This window comes from Bradyrhizobium sp. SZCCHNRI1029, assembly GCF_032487555.1.
GTDB lineage: Bacteria > Pseudomonadota > Alphaproteobacteria > Rhizobiales > Xanthobacteraceae > Bradyrhizobium.
Genome location: NZ_JAUEUK010000013.1, coordinates 59815 through 77816, shown reverse-complemented (window position 1 = coordinate 77816; position 18002 = coordinate 59815). Strand labels below are relative to the sequence as shown.

The window sequence follows — 18002 nt, the reverse complement described above, 5'->3', positions numbered from 1 at the left end:
TGGTGTGCGCGCGCCCGGCTGTTTGACTCGTTGGAAGATGGAATGAGACGCGCGCCTGCCGTCGCCAACGACGTACGGAATCCGCGCGCAGCCCCTACTCGTCCGTCTGGTCGTCGTGCTCGGCCTGCGACAGCTCGGCAAGGGCGAGGTCGCCGGAATCGGCCATGCGCGCCTTGGCGATGGTCCGGACATGCGCGGCGAGCGCCGGCATCCGCGCGATCAGCGCATGGAAATCCTGCGCGTCGAGCACCAGCAGCCGGGTCTTGCGCGTCGCCGTCACGGTGCCCGAGCGCTTGGTCCGGTGCAGCAGCGCGATCTCGCCGAAGAACGTGCCGTCGGCGAGCTTGACGCATTGCGTCGGCAGCTCGATCTCGACCTCGCCGGCAGTGATGAAATACATCGAGGAGGCGGCATCGCCGCGCCGCACCAGCACCTCGCCGGATTCGATCGTGCGCGCGCGCAGCAGCCGCATGATGTCGGCGATTTCGGACGCCGAAAGATGCGAGAACAGCGGCACCCGCGCCAGCATGCCCCAGGTGACGACGAAGTCGCGCCGCTTGATCTCCTCGGCGAACGCGGTGGAGATGATCGCGACCGGCAGCGCGATCATGGCGAAGCCCCAGATGATCGCGAACACCGTGATGATGCGGCCGAGCGGCGTCACCGGCACGACATCGCCATAGCCGACGGTGCCGAGCGTCACGATCGCCCACCACATCGCGTGCGGGATGGTGCCGAACTTGTCGGGCTGGACGTCGCGCTCGACCGCATAGAGCAGCGAGGCGAACAGCAGCACCGCGCCGGCCAGGATGACGAGGCAGCCGATCAGGATGCGCCGCTCGGCCTGCACCGCCGACAGCAGCGAGCGCAGCGCCGGCGAATAGCGCACCAGCTTGAGGAACGGCAGCACGATGCACACCGCTTCCAGGCTGCGGTCGCCGAGCACGAGCGCAATCGCGGCCGGCACGAAGGACAGGAGATCGATCAGGCCGAGCGCTGACAAGGCGTAGGCGAGCCGCTCCCGGTGCGGCGACTGGCGCCGCGGCATGTGCCCCGCCACGCTCCAGAGCCGAGCGACATACTCCGCGGCAAACACGATCAGCGAACAGACCTTGATCGCTCGCAGCAATCCGCCAATGGCGGCCGCGATGTCCGGGTCGGAGGCCAGCACCACCGCCAGCACGTCGAGCGTGATGACGAGCACGATGAACTGGACGACGCGCGAGCCGTGCGTGCTCGGCAGATGGTCGTGCTCGAGCAGCTCGTACAGCCGGTCGCGCAGATCGGGATCGCGAACGCTCTCGCCCGGCCCGAGCGTCGGCACGGTCAGCCTGCCTTGCTGATCGCGCTCTCGATCGCGGCCAGCGCAGCCTCCGCCTTGGAGCCGTCGGGACCGCCGGCCTGGGCCATGTCGGGACGGCCGCCGCCGCCCTTGCCGCCGAGCGCCTCGGACGCAGCCCGCACGAGGTCGACCGCATTGAAACGCGAAGTGAGATCGGCGGTGACGCCGACCACGACCCCGGCCTTGCCGTCCTCCGAGGTTGCGACGAGCGCGACCACGCCGGAGCCGAGCTGCTTCTTGGCGTCGTCGGCCAGCGACTTCAGATCCTTCATCTCGATGCCGGTGACCGCGCGCGCCATCAGCTTCACGCCGCCGACGTCGCGGACGCCGGCAGCAGGCGAGCCATTGCCGATCGAGGTGCCGCTGCCCATCGCGAGCTTCTTGCGCGCGTCCGACAGCTCGCGCTCAAGCTTCTTGCGCTCCTCCATCAGCGCGGTGATGCGCGCCGGCACGTCCTCGACCGTGGTGCGCAGCTCGGCCGCCGCCGCCTTGGCGAGCGAGAGGTTGTGGTTGGCATGCGCACGGGCGCCGCGCGCCGTCAGCGCCTCGATGCGGCGGACACCGGACGCCACCGCACTCTCCGAGGTGACCGCGATCAGGCCGATGTCGCCGGTGCGCCTGACATGGGTGCCGCCGCACAGCTCGACCGACCAGCCCAATGTATTAGAACCTTGGGCGTTATTGCCGTGATCACGCGCGGCGTTGCCCATCGAGACGACGCGGACCTCGTCGCCATATTTCTCGCCGAACAGCGCGCGGGCGCCGGCCTCGCGGGCATCGTCGAGCCCCATCAGGCGGGTCGTAACCTCGGCATTCTCGAGCACGACGTCGTTGGCGATGTCCTCGACGCGGGCGAGCTCTTCCGGGGTGATCGGCTTCGGATGGACGAAGTCGAAGCGCAGGCGGTCCGGAGAAACCAGCGAGCCGCGCTGGGCGATGTGGTCGCCGAGCACCTGGCGCAGCGCCTCGTGCAGGATGTGGGTCGCCGAGTGGTTGGCGCGGATCGCCGAGCGCCTGGTGTGGTCGACGTCGAGCTGCAGCACCGCGCCGAGCTTGAGCGTGCCCTGCTCCACGGTGCCGATGTGCGCGAACAGGTCGCCAGCCTTCTTCTGGGTGTCGGTGATGCGCACGCGGACGCCGTCGCCGGTCATGAGGCCGGTGTCGCCGACCTGGCCGCCGGACTCGCCGTAGAACGGGGTCTGGTTCAGGACGATGACGCCGCTCTCGCCGGCCTTGAGGCTGTCGACCTCGGCACCGTTCTTGACCAGCGCGGTGACCGCGCCTTCGGCGGTCTCGGTCTCATAGCCGAGGAACTCAGTGGCGCCGAGCTTCTCGCGCAGCGGGAACCAGACGGTCTCGGTCGCAGCCTCGCCGCTTCCGGCCCAGGCCGCACGCGCCTTGGCACGCTGGCGGTCCATGGCGTCGGTGAAGGAGGCCTGGTCGACGCTGATGCCGCGCGACTTCAGCGCGTCCTGGGTGAGATCGAGCGGGAAGCCGTAGGTGTCGTACAGGGTGAAGGCGACGTCGCCGTCGAACATGTCACCCTTCGAGAGCGAGGCCGACTTCTCGTCGAGGATGGCCAGCCCGCGCTCCAGCGTCTTGCGGAAGCGGGTCTCTTCGAGCCGCAGCGTCTCCTTGATGAGCGCCTCGGCACGGATCAGCTCCGGATAGGCCTGGCCCATCTCGCGCGAGAGCGTGCCGACCAGCTTGTGCATCAAGGGCTCGCGGGCACCGAGCAACTGCGCGTGGCGCATCGCGCGGCGCATGATCCGGCGCAGCACATAGCCGCGGCCCTCGTTCGAGGGCAGCACGCCGTCCGAGATCAGGAACGACGAGGCGCGCAAATGGTCGGCGATGACGCGGAGCGACGCCTTCTGCGGGCCCTGCGGGTCGGCATTGGTGAGGTCGGCGATGGCGCGGATCAGGGCGACGAACAGGTCGATGTCGTAATTGTCGTGCTTGCCCTGCAGCACCGCGGCAACGCGCTCCAGGCCGGCGCCGGTGTCGATCGACGGCTTCGGCAGCGGATTGCGCACCCCGCCTTCGAGCTGCTCGTATTGCATGAACACGAGGTTCCAGATCTCGATGAAGCGATCGCCATCGGCCTCCGGCGAGCCGGGCGGGCCGCCCCAGATCTTGTCGCCGTGGTCGTAGAAGATCTCCGAGCACGGGCCGCACGGGCCGGTGTCGCCCATCTGCCAGAAATTGTCCGAGCCGGCGATCCGGATGATGCGCGATTCCGGCAGGCCGGCAATCTTCTTCCAGAGCCCGAACGCTTCGTCGTCATCGATGTAGACGGTCGCGGTCAGCTTGTCCTTCGGGAGGCCGAACTCCTTGGTGACGAGCTTCCAGGCGAGCTCGATGGCGTTCTCCTTGAAATAGTCGCCGAAGGAGAAGTTGCCGAGCATCTCGAAGAAGGTGTGGTGCCGGGCGGTGTAGCCGACATTGTCGAGATCGTTGTGCTTGCCGCCGGCGCGCACGCATTTCTGCGACGTCGTGGCGCGGTTGTAGGGCCGCTTCTCGACGCCGGTGAAGACGTTCTTGAACTGCACCATGCCGGCGTTCGTGAACATCAGGGTCGGGTCGTTGCGCGGCACGAGCGGCGAGGACGGCACGATCTCATGGCCGTTCGCAGCGAAGAAATTGAGGAAGGTCGACCTGATCTCGTTGACGCCGCTCATAGCAATCCAATCGAAGAAGTCCGGGAATTCGGCGGCAATGCTTTTAGACAAGGCGACTTCGCGTGTCCAGAAACTGTGCAGAAACATCATGGGCTTGCTGCACGGCTCCTAAAGCTGGTTGAAAGCCGCCGTGACGCGTTGACAGCTTGCGCGGGCTGGTGTTTGGTCCCGGACATAGACGACAGTCGCGTCGGGAGAGACTGGCCTTTGAGGTTCTGGTTGAACGTCAAGGGTCGGCGCCGAAGGAGCAACCGCCCCGGAAACTCTCAGGCAAAAGGACCCTCGCGACTGCAACTGCATCTGGAAAGAGACGCTTGTCCGGTTTTGACCGGGACGCGTCCGCCGACGGGATAATACTCTCAGGCACAGCGACAGATGGGGCTTCGGTGGCGTTTTTCGGGACTGGTCCCGAGGAACCGCGCGAGGATCCCTGATCGATGGCTGAACCGGCTGCCCCCCCTTTTTTGAAGCGAACGCCGCTCCATGCGCTGCATGTCAGCCTTGGCGGCAAGATGGTGCCCTTCGCGGGCTATGAGATGCCGGTGCAGTACGCGCCCGGCGTGCTCAAGGAACACCTCCATACCCGCAGCGCGGCCGGGCTGTTCGACGTGTCCCACATGGGGCAGGTCGCGCTGGTGCCGAAATCCGGCAAGGTCGCCGACGCCGCAGCCGCGCTCGAGCGGCTGGTGCCTCAGGACGTCATCGGCATTCCCCCGGGCCGGCAGCGCTATGCCCAGTTCACCAATGCCGAGGGCGGCATTCTCGATGACCTGATGGTGGCGAATTTCGGCGAGCACCTGGTGCTGGTGGTCAACGCCGCCTGCAAGGACGCCGACATCGAGCTGCTGCGCGACGGGCTGTCCGACCTCTGCGAGGTGCAGCCGCTGACCGACCGGGCACTCCTGGCGTTGCAGGGGCCGAAGGCCGCGAGCGTGCTGGCGAAATTCTGCGCTGATGCCGAGGGCATGCGTTTCATGGATTCCGGCCCGCGCACGGTCGACGGGCTCGCCTGCTACGTCTCGCGCTCCGGCTACACCGGCGAGGACGGCTACGAGATCTCCGTTCCCGCCGACAAGGCCGAGCAGCTCGCCGAAGCGCTGCTGTCGGACAAGGACGTGCTGCCGATCGGGCTGGGCGCCCGCGACAGCCTGCGGCTCGAGGCTGGGCTCTGTCTCTATGGCCACGACATCGACACGACGACGACCCCGGTCGAGGCCGCGCTGGAGTGGTCGGTGCAGAAGGTCCGCCGCAGCGGCGGCGCGCGCGCCGGCGGCTTCCCCGGCGCTGACAAGATCCTTGCCCAGTTCGATGGCGGTGCGACACGCCGCCGCGTCGGCTTGAGGCCCGAGGGCCGCGCGCCGGTGCGCGAGGGAGCTGCGCTGTTCGCGTCGGCCGATTCAGCCGAGCCGGTCGGCCAGGTCACCTCTGGTGGCTTCGGCCCGACGCTGAATGCTCCGGTCGCGATGGGTTACGTGCCGACCACTCTCTCTGCGCTCGACACCCCGTTGTTCGCCGATGTGCGCGGCCAACGCCTGCCGCTGCGCGTCGCCGCCATGCCCTTCGTTCCCAACACCTACAAGCGCTGAAGGACGTCCATGACCACGCTCTACACCTCCGACCATGAATGGCTCAGCATCGATGGCGACACAGCCACCATTGGCATCACCGACTATGCGCAGGCCCAACTCGGCGACGTCGTGTTCGTGGAGCTGCCGCAGGTCGGCCGCGCGCTGAAGAAGTCGGAAGCCGCCGCCGTGGTCGAATCGGTCAAGGCCGCCTCCGACGTCTACGCGCCGATCACCGGCGAGGTGGTCGAGGTCAACCAGGCGATCGTCGACGAGCCGGCGCTCGTCAACACCGACGCCGGCGGCAAGGCCTGGTTCTTCAAGCTCAAGATCGCCGACCGGGGCGAACTCGGCGGCCTGATGGATGAGGCCGCCTACAAGGCGCATACGGCGTGAGACGCGCGGTGCGTAGCCCGCATGAGCGGAGCGATGCGGGACCGGCGGTCCCGGGTCGCTGCGCTCGCCCGGGCTACGGTCTGCCGATCTCGCCGTCGCTGTTTACTGGATGCCCCGCCGTCGCGGGGCATGACGAGGCATAGAGGATTTGCTCATGACCACGCCGCTCAAGCCGCTCGATGATGCCGCCACCAGCTTCGCCCGCCGCCATATCGGTCCCTCGCCGCGCGACGTCGCGGCGATGCTGGAGACCGTCGGCGCCAAGAGCGTGGCGGAGCTGATGGCGCAGACGCTACCCGGCACGATCCGGCAGACGGCGCCGCTCACCCTCGAGCCGGCGCTGAGCGAGCCCGAAGCATTGTCACACATGCGCGCACTCGCCGCACGGAATCAGGTCTTCACCTCGCTGATCGGCCAGGGATATTCCGGCACGCTCATGCCGGCGGTGATCCAGCGCAACATCCTGGAGAACCCGGCTTGGTACACGGCCTACACTCCCTATCAGCCGGAGATCAGCCAGGGCCGGCTGGAGGCGCTATTCAACTTCCAGACCATGATCTGCGATCTCACCGGGCTCGACGTCGCCAACGCCTCGCTGCTCGACGAGGCCACGGCGGCGGCGGAAGCGATGGCTCTGGCCGAGCGTTCGGCGCGGGCGAAGACCAAGGCGTTCTTCGTCGATCGGAACGTGCATCCGCAGACGCTGGCGGTGCTGCGCACCCGCGCGGAGCCGCTCGGCTGGCAGCTGATCGTCGGCGACCCCGCCGAGGATCTGGACGGCACCGAGGTGTTCGGCGGCCTGCTGCAATATCCGGACACGACGGGCGCGCTGCGCGATCCGCGCGCCGCGATTGCCAAGCTGCATGACAAGGGCGCGCTCGCGATCCTCGCCGCCGACCTGCTGGCGGTGACCGTGATTGCCTCGCCGGGGGAACTCGGCGCCGACATCGCGATCGGCTCGGCGCAGCGCTTCGGCGTGCCGATGGGCTATGGCGGACCGCATGCGGCCTACATGGCGGTGCGCGATGCGCTGAAGCGGTCGCTGCCCGGCCGCATCGTCGGCCTCTCCGTCGATTCACGCGGGGCTCCCGCCTATCGGCTGGCGCTGCAGACCCGCGAGCAGCACATCCGCCGCGAGAAGGCGACCTCGAACATCTGCACGGCGCAGGTGCTGCTGGCGGTGATTGCCGCGATGTACGCGGTCTATCATGGCCCCGACGGGCTGAAGGCGATCGCCCGCACCGCGCATCGGCGGACCGCGGTGCTGGCTGCAGGGCTGCGCAAGCTCGGCTTTGCGCCGGAAAGCGAGGCCTTCTTCGACACGGTCACCGTCGAGGCCGGCGCCAAGTCCGAGTCGATCATCGCCCGCGCGGAAGGCGAGCGGATCAATCTCGGGCGCGACGGCAGCAGGCTGCGGATCGCGCTCGATGAGACCACGACGGCCGATGTCGTCGAAGCCGTCTGGCGCGCTTTCGGCGGCGAGCTCTCCTACACGACGATCGAGGCGGAAGCGCGCGAGGCTCTGCCGGCCGAGCTCAAGCGGCAGCGGCCGTTCCTGACCCATCCGGTGTTCCACGCGCATCGCTCCGAGACCGAGATGCTGCGCTATCTGCGCAAGCTCGCGGACCGCGACCTCGCGCTCGATCGCGCGATGATTCCGCTCGGCTCCTGCACGATGAAGCTCAACGCGACGACCGAGATGATTCCACTGACGTGGCCGGAATTCGCCAGCCTGCACCCGTTCGTGCCGCGCGCGCAGGCCGCCGGCTATCATACGATGTTCGCCGATCTGACCGACTGGTTGTGCCGGATCTCCGGCTATGACGCGGTGTCGCTGCAGCCGAACTCGGGCGCGCAGGGCGAATATGCCGGCCTCCTGGCGATCCGCGGCTACTACGCCGCCCGCGGCGAGGGCCATCGCACCATCTGCCTGATTCCTTCCTCCGCCCACGGCACCAACCCGGCCTCGGCGCACATGGCCGGCATGGAGGTGGTCGTGGTCGGCTGCGATGCAGGCGGCAATGTCGATCTCGCCGATCTCAAGGCCAAGGCGGAAGCGCATAGCGCCAAGCTCGCCGCCATCATGATCACCTATCCCTCGACGCATGGCGTGTTCGAGGAGCACATCCGCGACATCTGCGACATCGTCCATGCCCACGGCGGACAGGTCTATCTCGACGGCGCCAACCTCAATGCGCAGGTCGGCCTCGCCAGACCCGGCGATTACGGCGCCGATGTCAGCCATTTCAACCTGCACAAGACCTTCTGCATTCCGCATGGCGGCGGCGGCCCGGGCATGGGCCCGATCGGCGTGAAGGCGCATCTGGCGCCCTTCCTGCCCGGTCACCCTGTGACCGACGGCGCGAGCGCGCATCCGATCGGGCCGGTCTCGGCCGCCCCCTACGGCTCGGCCTCGATCCTGACCATCTCCTACATCTACATGCTGCTGATGGGCGGCGACGGCCTGACCCGCGCCACCGAGATTGCGATCCTCAACGCCAACTACGTCGCGGCGCGGCTCGATGCGCATTTTCCGGTGCTCTACCGCAACGAGCGCGGCCGCGTCGCGCATGAATGCATCATCGACCCGCGGCCGCTCAAGCAGAGCAGCGGCGTCACCGTCGACGACATCGCCAAGCGGCTGATCGACTACGGCTTCCACGCGCCGACCATGAGCTTCCCGGTGGCGGGCACCTTGATGATCGAGCCGACGGAATCGGAGTCCAAGGCGGAGCTCGACCGCTTCTGCGACGCCATGATCGCGATCCGGAAGGAGATCGCCGAGGTCGAACAGGGCCGCTTCGGAATCGAGGCCTCGCCGCTGCGCCACGCGCCGCACACGGTGCACGACATCGCCGACGACGATTGGAACAGGGCCTACCGGCGCAGCGAGGGCTGCTTCCCCGCGGGCACCTCGCGCACCGACAAGTACTGGTGTCCGGTCGGCCGCGTCGACAACGTCTACGGCGACCGCAATCTGGTGTGCTCATGCCCGCCGGTGGCGGACTACGCCCAGGCGGCGGAGTAAGCCTCCTCACGCATGTTCCAGTGGATCGGGCGCCACGGCTCGCGACAATCAATGACGTGAGGCGTGTCGGGATCCGGAGCGATGAGCACCGCATGCCAACGCCAGAGATTGGCGTTGATCAATTCGGTGCCGCCCCACCAGCGCCGGATCGGATTATGGCTGCTGAAATCCTCCTCGCCGGCCAGGATCGCCTTGCCGAGCGGCGTCAGCGACAGCGTGCTCGCCTTGTAGCGCTCGAGGCGTTCACGGCTGTCGTGCATCTCGACCGAGAACGGCCGTTCGGCGAGGCCCGAAATTGCCGGCGCCGGCGCCAGTGCCAGACCGTCGAGCAACGCGCCTCCCTCCCAATAGTCATAGACGCGGCGTTGAAAGCGATCCCGATGATGCGGCAACAGGTCGAATGGGTGCTGATAGCCGGCTGACAGCAATTCGAGGATTCTCAGCTCCGATGCTCCCAGGCCCGTCGCAACACCAGGAAGCTCATCGAGCATCTCCTGCACGCAGCGGCGAAGCTGCGGCAGTGCACTGAGATCCTGCTTCAACAGATCGAACCAGGCTTGCGGCGTGGGCGCCCGAAACACCTGCCATGCCAGATGGCCCAAATCGAGATGCTCACGCGCAAGCTCTACGCCGGCAATGGCCCGACCGGCGAGTCGCCCGGCCGGGGCATCGGATAGCGGGACATCGACATGCCGCAATACGATCTTCGTCGCGATCTCCGCGTGATGGCGCAGATAGTCCAAGAGCCAGATCAGCACCAACTGGTCGTTCGGACGGGTCCCCATCCACAGCTCGACGCTATCGCAACGGTCGACAAGTTCGAGAAAACTCTGACGCCGCCCGCCGACCGCCATGAAGTCGCCACGCGAGGCGAAATCCAACCAATGCCCGCGCTTCGGTCGCGCGGTGCGCTGGACGAGATAAGCCGATAACTCGGCATCTGATGGCAACGGTCCCCATACGAAACGATGGAGAATTGGCACCACCAGGTCGGCAAAGCCGCCTCTCCGAAGCGCTCCGGCGCTGGGATCATCGGCCGCTAGAATCAAACGCGTCATGCTGTTGGCTCCGGCACGACCTGATTGGCTCAAGACGCTATCAACACGCTCGCGATCGGCTCCCGGCGCCCAGGACTGGCGTCGGAAATGTCGGTGCCGCCGCGCGGATCCGGTCCGCTCGCCCGCGCACGCGCTTTCGACTATTCGCGCTGAAGATCGTATCCGGCGCTCGGAATTCAGGCTCACTGCATTCGATCATGCAGCAACCCCAGATTTCGGCAGAACACCACACATCTGCAAACGGGCGCCGGAACGTCGGCAACGCAACGTCCACGGCACCCGCCGCCGTCTTACCTCTACTCCTCCGTCGGCTCCTCGCCGTCGGCGTCGGCGTCGCGCTCGGCGTTGCCGGCCAGGATCTGCTCGGCGATCAGGCCGGAGTTCTGGCGGATCGCGGCTTCGATCTTGGCGGTCATGTCCGGATTGGCCTTGAGGAACGATTTCGAATTCTCACGTCCCTGCCCGAGACGCTGGCTATCGTAGGAGAACCAGGCGCCGGACTTCTCGACGATGCCGGCCTTGACGCCGAGATCGAGGATCTCGCCCATCTTGGAGACGCCCTCGCCATACATGATGTCGAACTCGACCTGCTTGAACGGCGGCGCCAGCTTGTTCTTCACCACCTTCACACGGGTGGAATTGCCGATCACCTCGTCGCGCTCCTTGATCGCGCCGATGCGGCGGATGTCGAGGCGGACCGAAGCATAGAACTTCAGCGCATTGCCGCCGGTGGTGGTCTCCGGCGAGCCGTACATCACACCGATCTTCATGCGGATCTGGTTGATGAAGATCACCATCGTGTTGGACTTGTTGATCGAGGCCGTCAGCTTGCGCAGAGCCTGGCTCATCAGGCGGGCCTGCAGGCCCGGCAGCGACTCGCCCATCTCGCCTTCGAGTTCGGCCTTCGGCACCAGCGCCGCCACGGAGTCGACCACCAGCACGTCGACCGCACCGGAACGCACCAGGGTGTCGCAGATCTCCAGCGCCTGCTCACCCGTATCCGGCTGCGAGATCAGAAGCTCGTCGATGTTCACGCCGAGCTTGCGCGCATACACCGGATCGAGCGCATGCTCGGCATCGATGAAGGCGCAGATGCCGCCCTTCTTCTGCGCTTCCGCCACCGTGTGCAGCGCCAGCGTGGTCTTGCCCGAGGATTCCGGCCCGTAGATCTCGACGATGCGGCCCTTCGGCAGACCGCCGATGCCGAGCGCGATGTCGAGCCCGAGCGAGCCGCTGGACACCGTATCGACATCCATCGAACGGTCGTTCTTGCCCAGCTTCATCACCGAGCCCTTGCCGAACTGACGCTCGATCTGGGACAGCGCAGCGGAGAGCGCCTTACTCTTATCCATGGAGGAACCTTCGACGATACGCAGGGCGGTGGCGGACATTGGCGCTCCTTATGGCGGGGATTCGCGGGATGGACAAACGGTTAACGAGGTCGGCCAGCAATCTTGAGGCGAATGTACTCCATCCGTTCTTTGTTCGCAATATGTTCTTCTCGACATTCACACCTCTCTTTCACAAACCCCTGACAACCCGCGGGAGACACGCCTGCCGCTCGAAGGCCGAGGGCCGGCGCGCAGTGCACCGAGCACCAGCGAGGGAGCGCTGCCCGATCAGCGCGCCCGGAAGCGAAGTACGGCATGCGGGATGCTGGATGACGGCGACTGCGAAGGGATCCCGATCCGGCTGGAGGCGGAAGCCATGCGCGCGAGCGGCGCAGCCGCCGACCGGCGATCACGCGGATTAAAACCAAACTGTCCGAGCGCTCCAACCTCATCGCCCGCACCAGCGGCAGACGCCGACCCAACTATAAATTGTTATTGTCGTCTCGGCCGTGTCCCATCATCCTGCTGGTCCTTCTCTGTGAGCCTCGCAGACTGCTTCCAATTTTCGGAACCAGCATGACCGGATCCAACAACGAACAGACCCTCACGCTGTGGCGCCCTGTCGGCCCAAAGGAGCTTGCCTTGATCGAGGCGTCGGGCATGCGTGCGTTTCCGCCGCGCCTTCCGGAGCAGCCGATCTTCTACCCGGTGCTGACCGAGGACTATGCCGTGAAGATCGCACGGGACTGGAACGTGCCGGCGAGCGGAGCCGGCCACGTGCTGCGCTTTGCGATCCTGCGAGGCTTCATCGACACCTACGAGGTGCGCGAGGCCGGCGGCCGCAAGCATCGCGAGTACTGGATTCCCAGCGAAGACCTCGTCGACTTCAACGCCGCAATCGTTGGACCGATCGTGCTCGTCAGGTCTTTTCCTTGAAACTACCAACTCCTACACGCGTGCGTAGATCGCACATTCCGTGGTTCTCCTGAGAGGAACGAAGTTCCATCGCCTCTTCTGCTTTTGTTCGGCTCGTCGTGCGTGCAGGCGCACGATTTCGATGCAGACGCGCAGCCGTGCGCAAGGGGCGGCCGGCCATCAGGTTCCGCATCACGTGGCGTGCAAGCACTCGACGGCCACCATATGACGGACGACAGATGAAGCGACGAACCTCGGACGCCCCCGTGTCGGACCCTGCCCAAGGATGCGTTAGCGCGCCATTCGCGCAGCTCCTCATGCCGGCCCGAGGAATGGCCCGGACAAAACCCGCGTGATCCGCATCACGCGCGCCGGCGCTCACGACATCTTCAGGCCACAAACCATTGTCATAAACTTTGGGTTGCGTTATAGAATCGTGGTTGTCGTACGTCTGAGCAGATTTTTGATCAGCCCCGGATTTGTTTGTTCGTTGCGATGATGGTCGCCGCACATCGTCTAGTGTATCGCCTTTGGTGTGCCGTCGACCGATCCCTTGCAGCCTGCCAGCTCCCGCACTTGCAGGCTCCGTCACACGTAGGCGCACGGCCCTGAAACCATCCGCGCCGAAAGAAAGCCCCGGACGACGTCCGGGGCTTTCGACGTTGATAGCTCCGCTCGGGATGCATCTCCCTCCGTCATTGTCGTGATGTCGGGGAACGGATCGCGTGCGTTGCGCTTCATATTGGCGATGACAACAAATGACGTGACGTGCCCGTCCTGCAGGGCCGGCCTTCAAAGGATCGAGCTTCACTCGCAGCAAGACGCGGCGGGAGAGAGGCGTTGTCCGGCCTGCGATGAACTCTTGGAGATGGTCGACGGCGCGACGCAGATCGCCTACCGACTGACAGTCGTGCCGGAACGGATCTTCGACCATAGCTAGGTGCGCGTCCCACGGCGGTTGATCGAGATTGCAACCTTGATCTGACGCAAGGCATGCCTACAGATTTCGCACTAGTTTAATTATGTCACTGCCGAACTGCCCTCGCTGGGAAGCTACGACGTTGACGCCGAGCCTCGGACCGCAGCGGTCCGAGGCTCATTCGTTGGCGCGCAATTCGTCCGGTTGCGCCGCACATCACCCATGGCAATCAGCCTAACGGAAGCGAACAGCGCGACCGACCGTATTTTACCGGAATTGATCCGAGTGGGTTTTGCGCTTCCATTTGTGGTGCGTACATCAAACCCAGCGGCCTGGGGCGGTCAGGGCTCACCGGTTTTGGCAATGCCGCTCTATTTCTTTCGTATCCGCAACGGCCACTTCTCAGGCGCGTCCGAGTATGGGACCGAGTGCGCCGACCGCAACGCAGCCTGGAAAGAGATGACCACCGTCTGTGCCGACATGGCCAGCAGCATCTCGCGCAAGCTCGCCGAAAACTCCGAATGGCAGATGGAGCTGCTCGACGAGGCAAGGCAGCCGGTCTTCCGCATCCGGATCGTCGCCGAGTCGCTGGATCAGGCCTGACGGCTCGCCACACCTCTTGTGGATCGCCGCAGGTAAAAAGACACAATCTAAGATTGTTGACAGCGAGGTTGCTGCGCGTCATTTCGGCAGCCGAACTTGATCGAGATCAAAATGCCTGTCTGCATCTTGGCAGACATTTAAATTTGTATGGGTAATCTGATCTTCAAATGTCCGCGAACGGGGATGAACGTGCAGCATTGGCTGGAAGAGCCGAAGCCAGGCGATCCCACGTGCTCCTATGAAACCGTGGTCTGCAAGGCCTGCACGCGGCTTCATTTCATCAATCGCGATACACGCAAGCTTCTCGGCGAAAAGGAATGAGGCGCTCGCCGCAATCGTTCAATCGGCGCTGGGAAGCCGCCGCATCGTGAACTCGATGGCCCCATCGGGAAGCTCGCGCCAGCTTTCGACGGCGCTCATGTAGCCGGCCTTGGGATAGCGGGTCAGATAGTCGCGGGCCTTGGCGCGCGCTTGCTCGCGCGGCAGCGTGAACGTGTCGCGAACGTAGCCGTCGCGAGCCTGCGGGGCGCCCTTCTGGCGCCGGGCCGCCATCCGGCTGGCAATGTCCCGGGGGCGCATCCCCATCGACGAACTCCAACGCGCTGCCACACCATCAATATAGACGGGGCCGCGAAGAATCCGAGTCCGCAATCGGCAAGCGGGCCCGGGAGGGTCAGAGCCCGCCCGACCCGAGCGCGATAAATCTCAGTTGGTGCTGCCGACAGCCTTCGGCTTCTTGGCCGCGGTGGTCTTCATGGCAGGCGCCGCCTTGGGCTGCTCCGCCGCCCGGACGTTGCCCCAGGGATCGGTGCTCGTCTTGGCGTCAGGAATCTTGCGCATGGTGTCCCTGTAGGCCTGCTCCCGCGCCGCTTCGGCCTCTTTCTCCTCGGGCGACTTGGAGGGACCGTCGGCGAGAAGGTTGATGTTGGGCATCTGCGCCATTGCGGGAACCGCCCAGCCGGCCAGCACGGCGACCGCCATCGTCACGATCAGCTTCTTCATTGGTTACTCCCCGGTATAGGCGCCTTATACCATCGCTTCGCCATGCGCCAAGCCCGCGGCACTGTGCCGGAACGGTGGAGCGCAGGTCGGGATGTTCACGGCCGCATCGTCTGCGCGCACCTGCCGTCTGTTCCACGGCGGGCCATCATCATAGTTTTCCAACTCCGGCCTTTTCAAGCCGCCGCTCTGCGGCAACATTCCGGCGGCTCCGCCGATCGCGGCGAGGCAAGTCGATGCCAAGACACGTCGATGACACGATCATGGAAGGACCTCCGCGCGTGCCGAACGAGACCCTGAACTTCACCACCGACGACGCGAGGCGCATCCTCGATGACGTGTTCGCGCCCTGGATCAAGGATCTTGGCTTGATCGTCGAGGACATCGCGCCGTCTCCGCAGGGCGAAGCCGGCGCCATCCTGCGCATGCCGTTTTCGCCGCGGCTCTGCCGCGACAATGGCGTCGTCTGCGGCCAGGCGCTGATGGCTTTTGCCGATACCGCGATGGTGATCGGGATGGTCACCGCCAGCGGCGGCTACCGGCCGATGACCACTGTCGACCAGACCACGCATTTCATGCGCGCCATTGCCTCCGCCGACGTGATGGCCGATGCGCGCGTGGTGCGGATGGGCCGCACCATGAGCTTCGGCCGGGTCACACTGACCAGCGCCGGCGATGGCAAGCCAGTGGCCATGGTGTCGAGCGCCTTCGCGATGCTCTGATCCGCGGCCTGGCCGGGTTAACGAAACGTGAAGGCGAGGGCCCGGGCTTCGCACGCCGGATTCATCTGATCGAAACGCGAGCCTGATTTATTTTAGGTGCTTTTGACGCGAAAGGTGACGCCGTCCGGCACCGGAATACAGGCCATGAGCGAGACGAGTGACAAGCGCATTGCACCGAGGCATCGGGTGCTGAAGCAGGGCAGGCTGGCATTCGACGGCGGCGGCGCGGTCGATTGCATGGTCCGCAACATGTCCGACACCGGCGCCAGGGTCGAGGTGGTCAGTCCGGTCGGTCTGCCCGAAGCCTTCACGCTGGTGATCCCGGCCGACAAATTCACGCGGCGCTGCCACGCAGTCTGGAGCCACGACAAGCGGATCGGCGTGGCATTCGACTGATAGCGGCGCGGCGGGCTAGACCCACCGCAGGCGCCCTCGCCACAACGCCACCAACAGGCCGGCCAGCACCCCGGCCGCGAGCAGGGAGCCGGCAGCGAACCGTCCGCCCGGACGATCAATCGTCCGTGACCACAGCGAGGGCCCTTCGCCATCGCGCGCCAGCCGAAACGCCACGACGCTGTCGCCGAGCGACGTTCCCGCCTCCGAATGGCCGCCGGCTGCGGTCACCACGAATTGCTCGCCCTTCCATTCATAGGTCATCGGATTGGCGACGCCCGGCGCGGGCAACCGGCCCTGCCAGAGCTCCTGACCTGAGACAGCATCAAAGGCGCGCAGATAGGCGTCCATTGCGCCGGTGAAGACGAGGCCGCCGGCTGTGACCACGACGCCGTTGACGAGCGGCGTGCCCCATTTGAACGCCAGCCCGAGCGGTGCGCGATCCTCGGTGGTGCCGACGGTCGAGCGCCACAGGATCTTGCCGGCCTTGAGATCGACCGCGACCATTTCGCCCCATGGCGGCCGGTTGCACAACAGGCCGAGCTTGGACATGGCGACCACCCGCATCACCGCGAACGGCGACCCGCGCTGCAGCCCGACATCGACACCACGCGGCGGCGTCATCCCGTCAGCTTCCGCACGCGGGATCAGCCGGACGATGTGGATGGCACGGCTGACATTGGCGTAGAGGATCTGATGGACGGGATCGAACGCCGCCCCGCCCCAGTTCACGCCGCCGCCGGTCATCGGAAACAGCAACGTGCCCTGGATCGTGGGCGGCGTGTACAAACCCTCATTGCGCAATGGCGCGAGCTGATCGTCGCAGGAGGAATCCAGGACGCCCGGCACGGCCCTGAAAATATCATCCGCTGCGAAGCGCTGATCGAGCAGCGGCGGCACATGGGTCGGGAATGGCTGCGTCGGTGATAGAACCTCACCCTCGGCGGCGCCTTGCGGCACTGCGCGCTCCTCCACCGGCCAGACCGGCGCGCCGGTGTCGCGGTCGAGCACGAACACGAAGCCCTGCTTGGTCGGCTGTATGACGACGTCACGCGCCCCCTGCCCGGCATCGATTCGGGCCAACGTCGGCTGCGCCGGCAGATCGTAATCCCAGACGTCGTGGTGCGTGGTCTGAAACGACCAGGCCAGTTCGCCGCTTTCAATCCGCAAAGCGACCACGGAATCGGCATGCCGGTTGTCACCCGGACGCGCACCGCCGAAGAAATCCGGACTGGGCGACGAGGTCGGAAGGAAGACGAGGCCGCGCGTCTCGTCGACCGACATCGGCGCCCAGACGTTCGCATGTCCCGCCGCGATGCCGTCATGGATCAACGGATCGAAACTCCAACGCAGCGCGCCGGTGCGCGCATCGAAACCGCGGACCGTGCCTTTGGGCGCATCGACCCGCACATTGTCGCCGATCGATGAGCCGACCACCACGACACCCCCGCCCACCACCGGCGCCGAGGTGATCTGGAACTCGCCCGGCCATAGCAGATCCTTGGAAATGTCGATCCGCGCTTCGCCGTCCGATCCAAAGCCGGCGCAGGGCTGTCCCGTTTGCGCGTCGAGGGCGATCAGGCGAGCATCGACCGTGCCCATGAACAGCCTGCTGCGGCATGCCGCGCCGGCCGGCGCCCGCTCGTCCACCCAATGGGCAACGCCGCGGCAGGCATAGCGATTGGCCGGGCGCCGCCCGTCACCGACCTTGGGATCGAAACGCCAGCGCTGCACGCCGGTGCCGGGATCGAGCGCGACCACCTCATTGAACGGCGTGCAGAACACCAGGCTGTCCTCGACCAGGATCGGCGTCGCCTCGAACTTGGTCCGCAAGGCTGCCGCGGGCGGCCGGCTCTGCAGATCCCCGGTGTGATAGTCCCAGGCAGGCACCAGCCGATCGACATTGGAAGGCGTGATCTGCGCCAGCGGCGAGAACCGCGTTCCACCGGCATCGCCGCCCCAGTGCTGCCAGCCAAGGGCCGGCACGACCGTCAACTGGCTCCCGACGAGGACCGCGCAAACACCTGCTCGACGCAATGACATGACCCTT

Annotated in this window: 14 protein-coding genes and 1 riboswitch; of the genes, 7 read left to right on the top strand and 7 right to left on the bottom strand. The window is 66.0% G+C overall.

The window, feature by feature from the left end; genetic code table 11:
* Window positions 1-94: 94 nt before the first annotated feature.
* Complete coding sequence (locus QW861_RS29390; RefSeq protein WP_315828235.1) at window positions 95-1324, bottom strand: cyclic nucleotide-gated ion channel; 1230 nt, start codon at window positions 1322-1324, stop codon at window positions 95-97.
* A 2-nt stretch (window positions 1325-1326) separates the two neighbouring features.
* Complete coding sequence (gene alaS / locus QW861_RS29385) at window positions 1327-4023, bottom strand: alanine--tRNA ligase (protein WP_316193847.1); 2697 nt, start codon at window positions 4021-4023, stop codon at window positions 1327-1329.
* A gap of 181 nt (window positions 4024-4204) precedes the next feature.
* A riboswitch (glycine riboswitch) is annotated at window positions 4205-4315 on the top strand.
* 145 nt (window positions 4316-4460) lie between these two features.
* Between alaS and gcvT the strand changes: the two genes are divergently transcribed.
* The 3 genes from gcvT (at window position 4461) to gcvP (ending at window position 9012) form a co-directional block, all read left to right on the top strand.
* Complete coding sequence (gcvT, locus tag QW861_RS29380; RefSeq protein WP_316193827.1) at window positions 4461-5609, top strand: glycine cleavage system aminomethyltransferase GcvT; 1149 nt, start codon at window positions 4461-4463, stop codon at window positions 5607-5609.
* A 9-nt stretch (window positions 5610-5618) separates the two neighbouring features.
* The gene (gene gcvH, locus QW861_RS29375; protein WP_315716067.1) at window positions 5619-5984 is read left to right on the top strand and encodes a glycine cleavage system protein GcvH; all 366 of its coding nucleotides are present in this window, start codon (window positions 5619-5621) and stop codon (window positions 5982-5984) included.
* Between the two features lie 154 nt (window positions 5985-6138).
* Entirely contained in the window at window positions 6139-9012 is a 2874-nt protein-coding gene (gcvP, locus tag QW861_RS29370) for an aminomethyl-transferring glycine dehydrogenase (protein ID WP_315753108.1), read from the top strand.
* On the opposite strand, the gene QW861_RS29365 is transcribed toward gcvP, so the two are convergent.
* Entirely contained in the window at window positions 8991-10103 is a 1113-nt protein-coding gene (locus QW861_RS29365; RefSeq protein ID WP_316193826.1) for a DUF1835 domain-containing protein, read from the bottom strand. The two genes, gcvP and QW861_RS29365, sit on opposite strands and share 22 nt — an antisense overlap.
* Window positions 10104-10366: 263 nt before the next feature.
* Complete coding sequence (gene recA, locus QW861_RS29360) at window positions 10367-11461, bottom strand: recombinase RecA (protein WP_315716064.1); 1095 nt, start codon at window positions 11459-11461, stop codon at window positions 10367-10369.
* Window positions 11462-12043: 582 nt separating this feature from the next.
* Between recA and QW861_RS29355 the strand changes: the two genes are divergently transcribed.
* Entirely contained in the window at window positions 12044-12337 is a 294-nt protein-coding gene (locus QW861_RS29355) for a hypothetical protein (RefSeq protein ID WP_315753150.1), read from the top strand.
* Between the two features lie 1261 nt (window positions 12338-13598).
* Entirely contained in the window at window positions 13599-13838 is a 240-nt protein-coding gene (locus tag QW861_RS29350; protein WP_012045383.1) for a DUF6894 family protein, read from the top strand.
* Window positions 13839-14177: 339 nt separating this feature from the next.
* On the opposite strand, the gene QW861_RS29345 is transcribed toward QW861_RS29350, so the two are convergent.
* Both QW861_RS29345 and QW861_RS29340 read right to left on the bottom strand, forming a co-directional pair.
* The gene (locus tag QW861_RS29345) at window positions 14178-14423 is read right to left on the bottom strand and encodes a hypothetical protein (protein WP_315716063.1); all 246 of its coding nucleotides are present in this window, start codon (window positions 14421-14423) and stop codon (window positions 14178-14180) included.
* Window positions 14424-14543: 120 nt separating this feature from the next.
* Complete coding sequence (locus QW861_RS29340; protein ID WP_315716062.1) at window positions 14544-14840, bottom strand: hypothetical protein; 297 nt, start codon at window positions 14838-14840, stop codon at window positions 14544-14546.
* Window positions 14841-15100: 260 nt separating this feature from the next.
* On the opposite strand from QW861_RS29340, the gene QW861_RS29335 reads away from it, so the two are divergent.
* Entirely contained in the window at window positions 15101-15559 is a 459-nt protein-coding gene (locus QW861_RS29335; protein ID WP_409977944.1) for a PaaI family thioesterase, read from the top strand.
* Between the two features lie 144 nt (window positions 15560-15703).
* Entirely contained in the window at window positions 15704-15955 is a 252-nt protein-coding gene (locus QW861_RS29330; RefSeq protein ID WP_315716061.1) for a PilZ domain-containing protein, read from the top strand.
* Between the two features lie 15 nt (window positions 15956-15970).
* Here the strand turns inward: QW861_RS29330 and QW861_RS29325 are convergent, their stop codons facing one another.
* The gene (locus tag QW861_RS29325) at window positions 15971-17995 is read right to left on the bottom strand and encodes a pyrroloquinoline quinone-dependent dehydrogenase (RefSeq protein ID WP_315753110.1); all 2025 of its coding nucleotides are present in this window, start codon (window positions 17993-17995) and stop codon (window positions 15971-15973) included.
* Window positions 17996-18002: the final 7 nt, after the last annotated feature.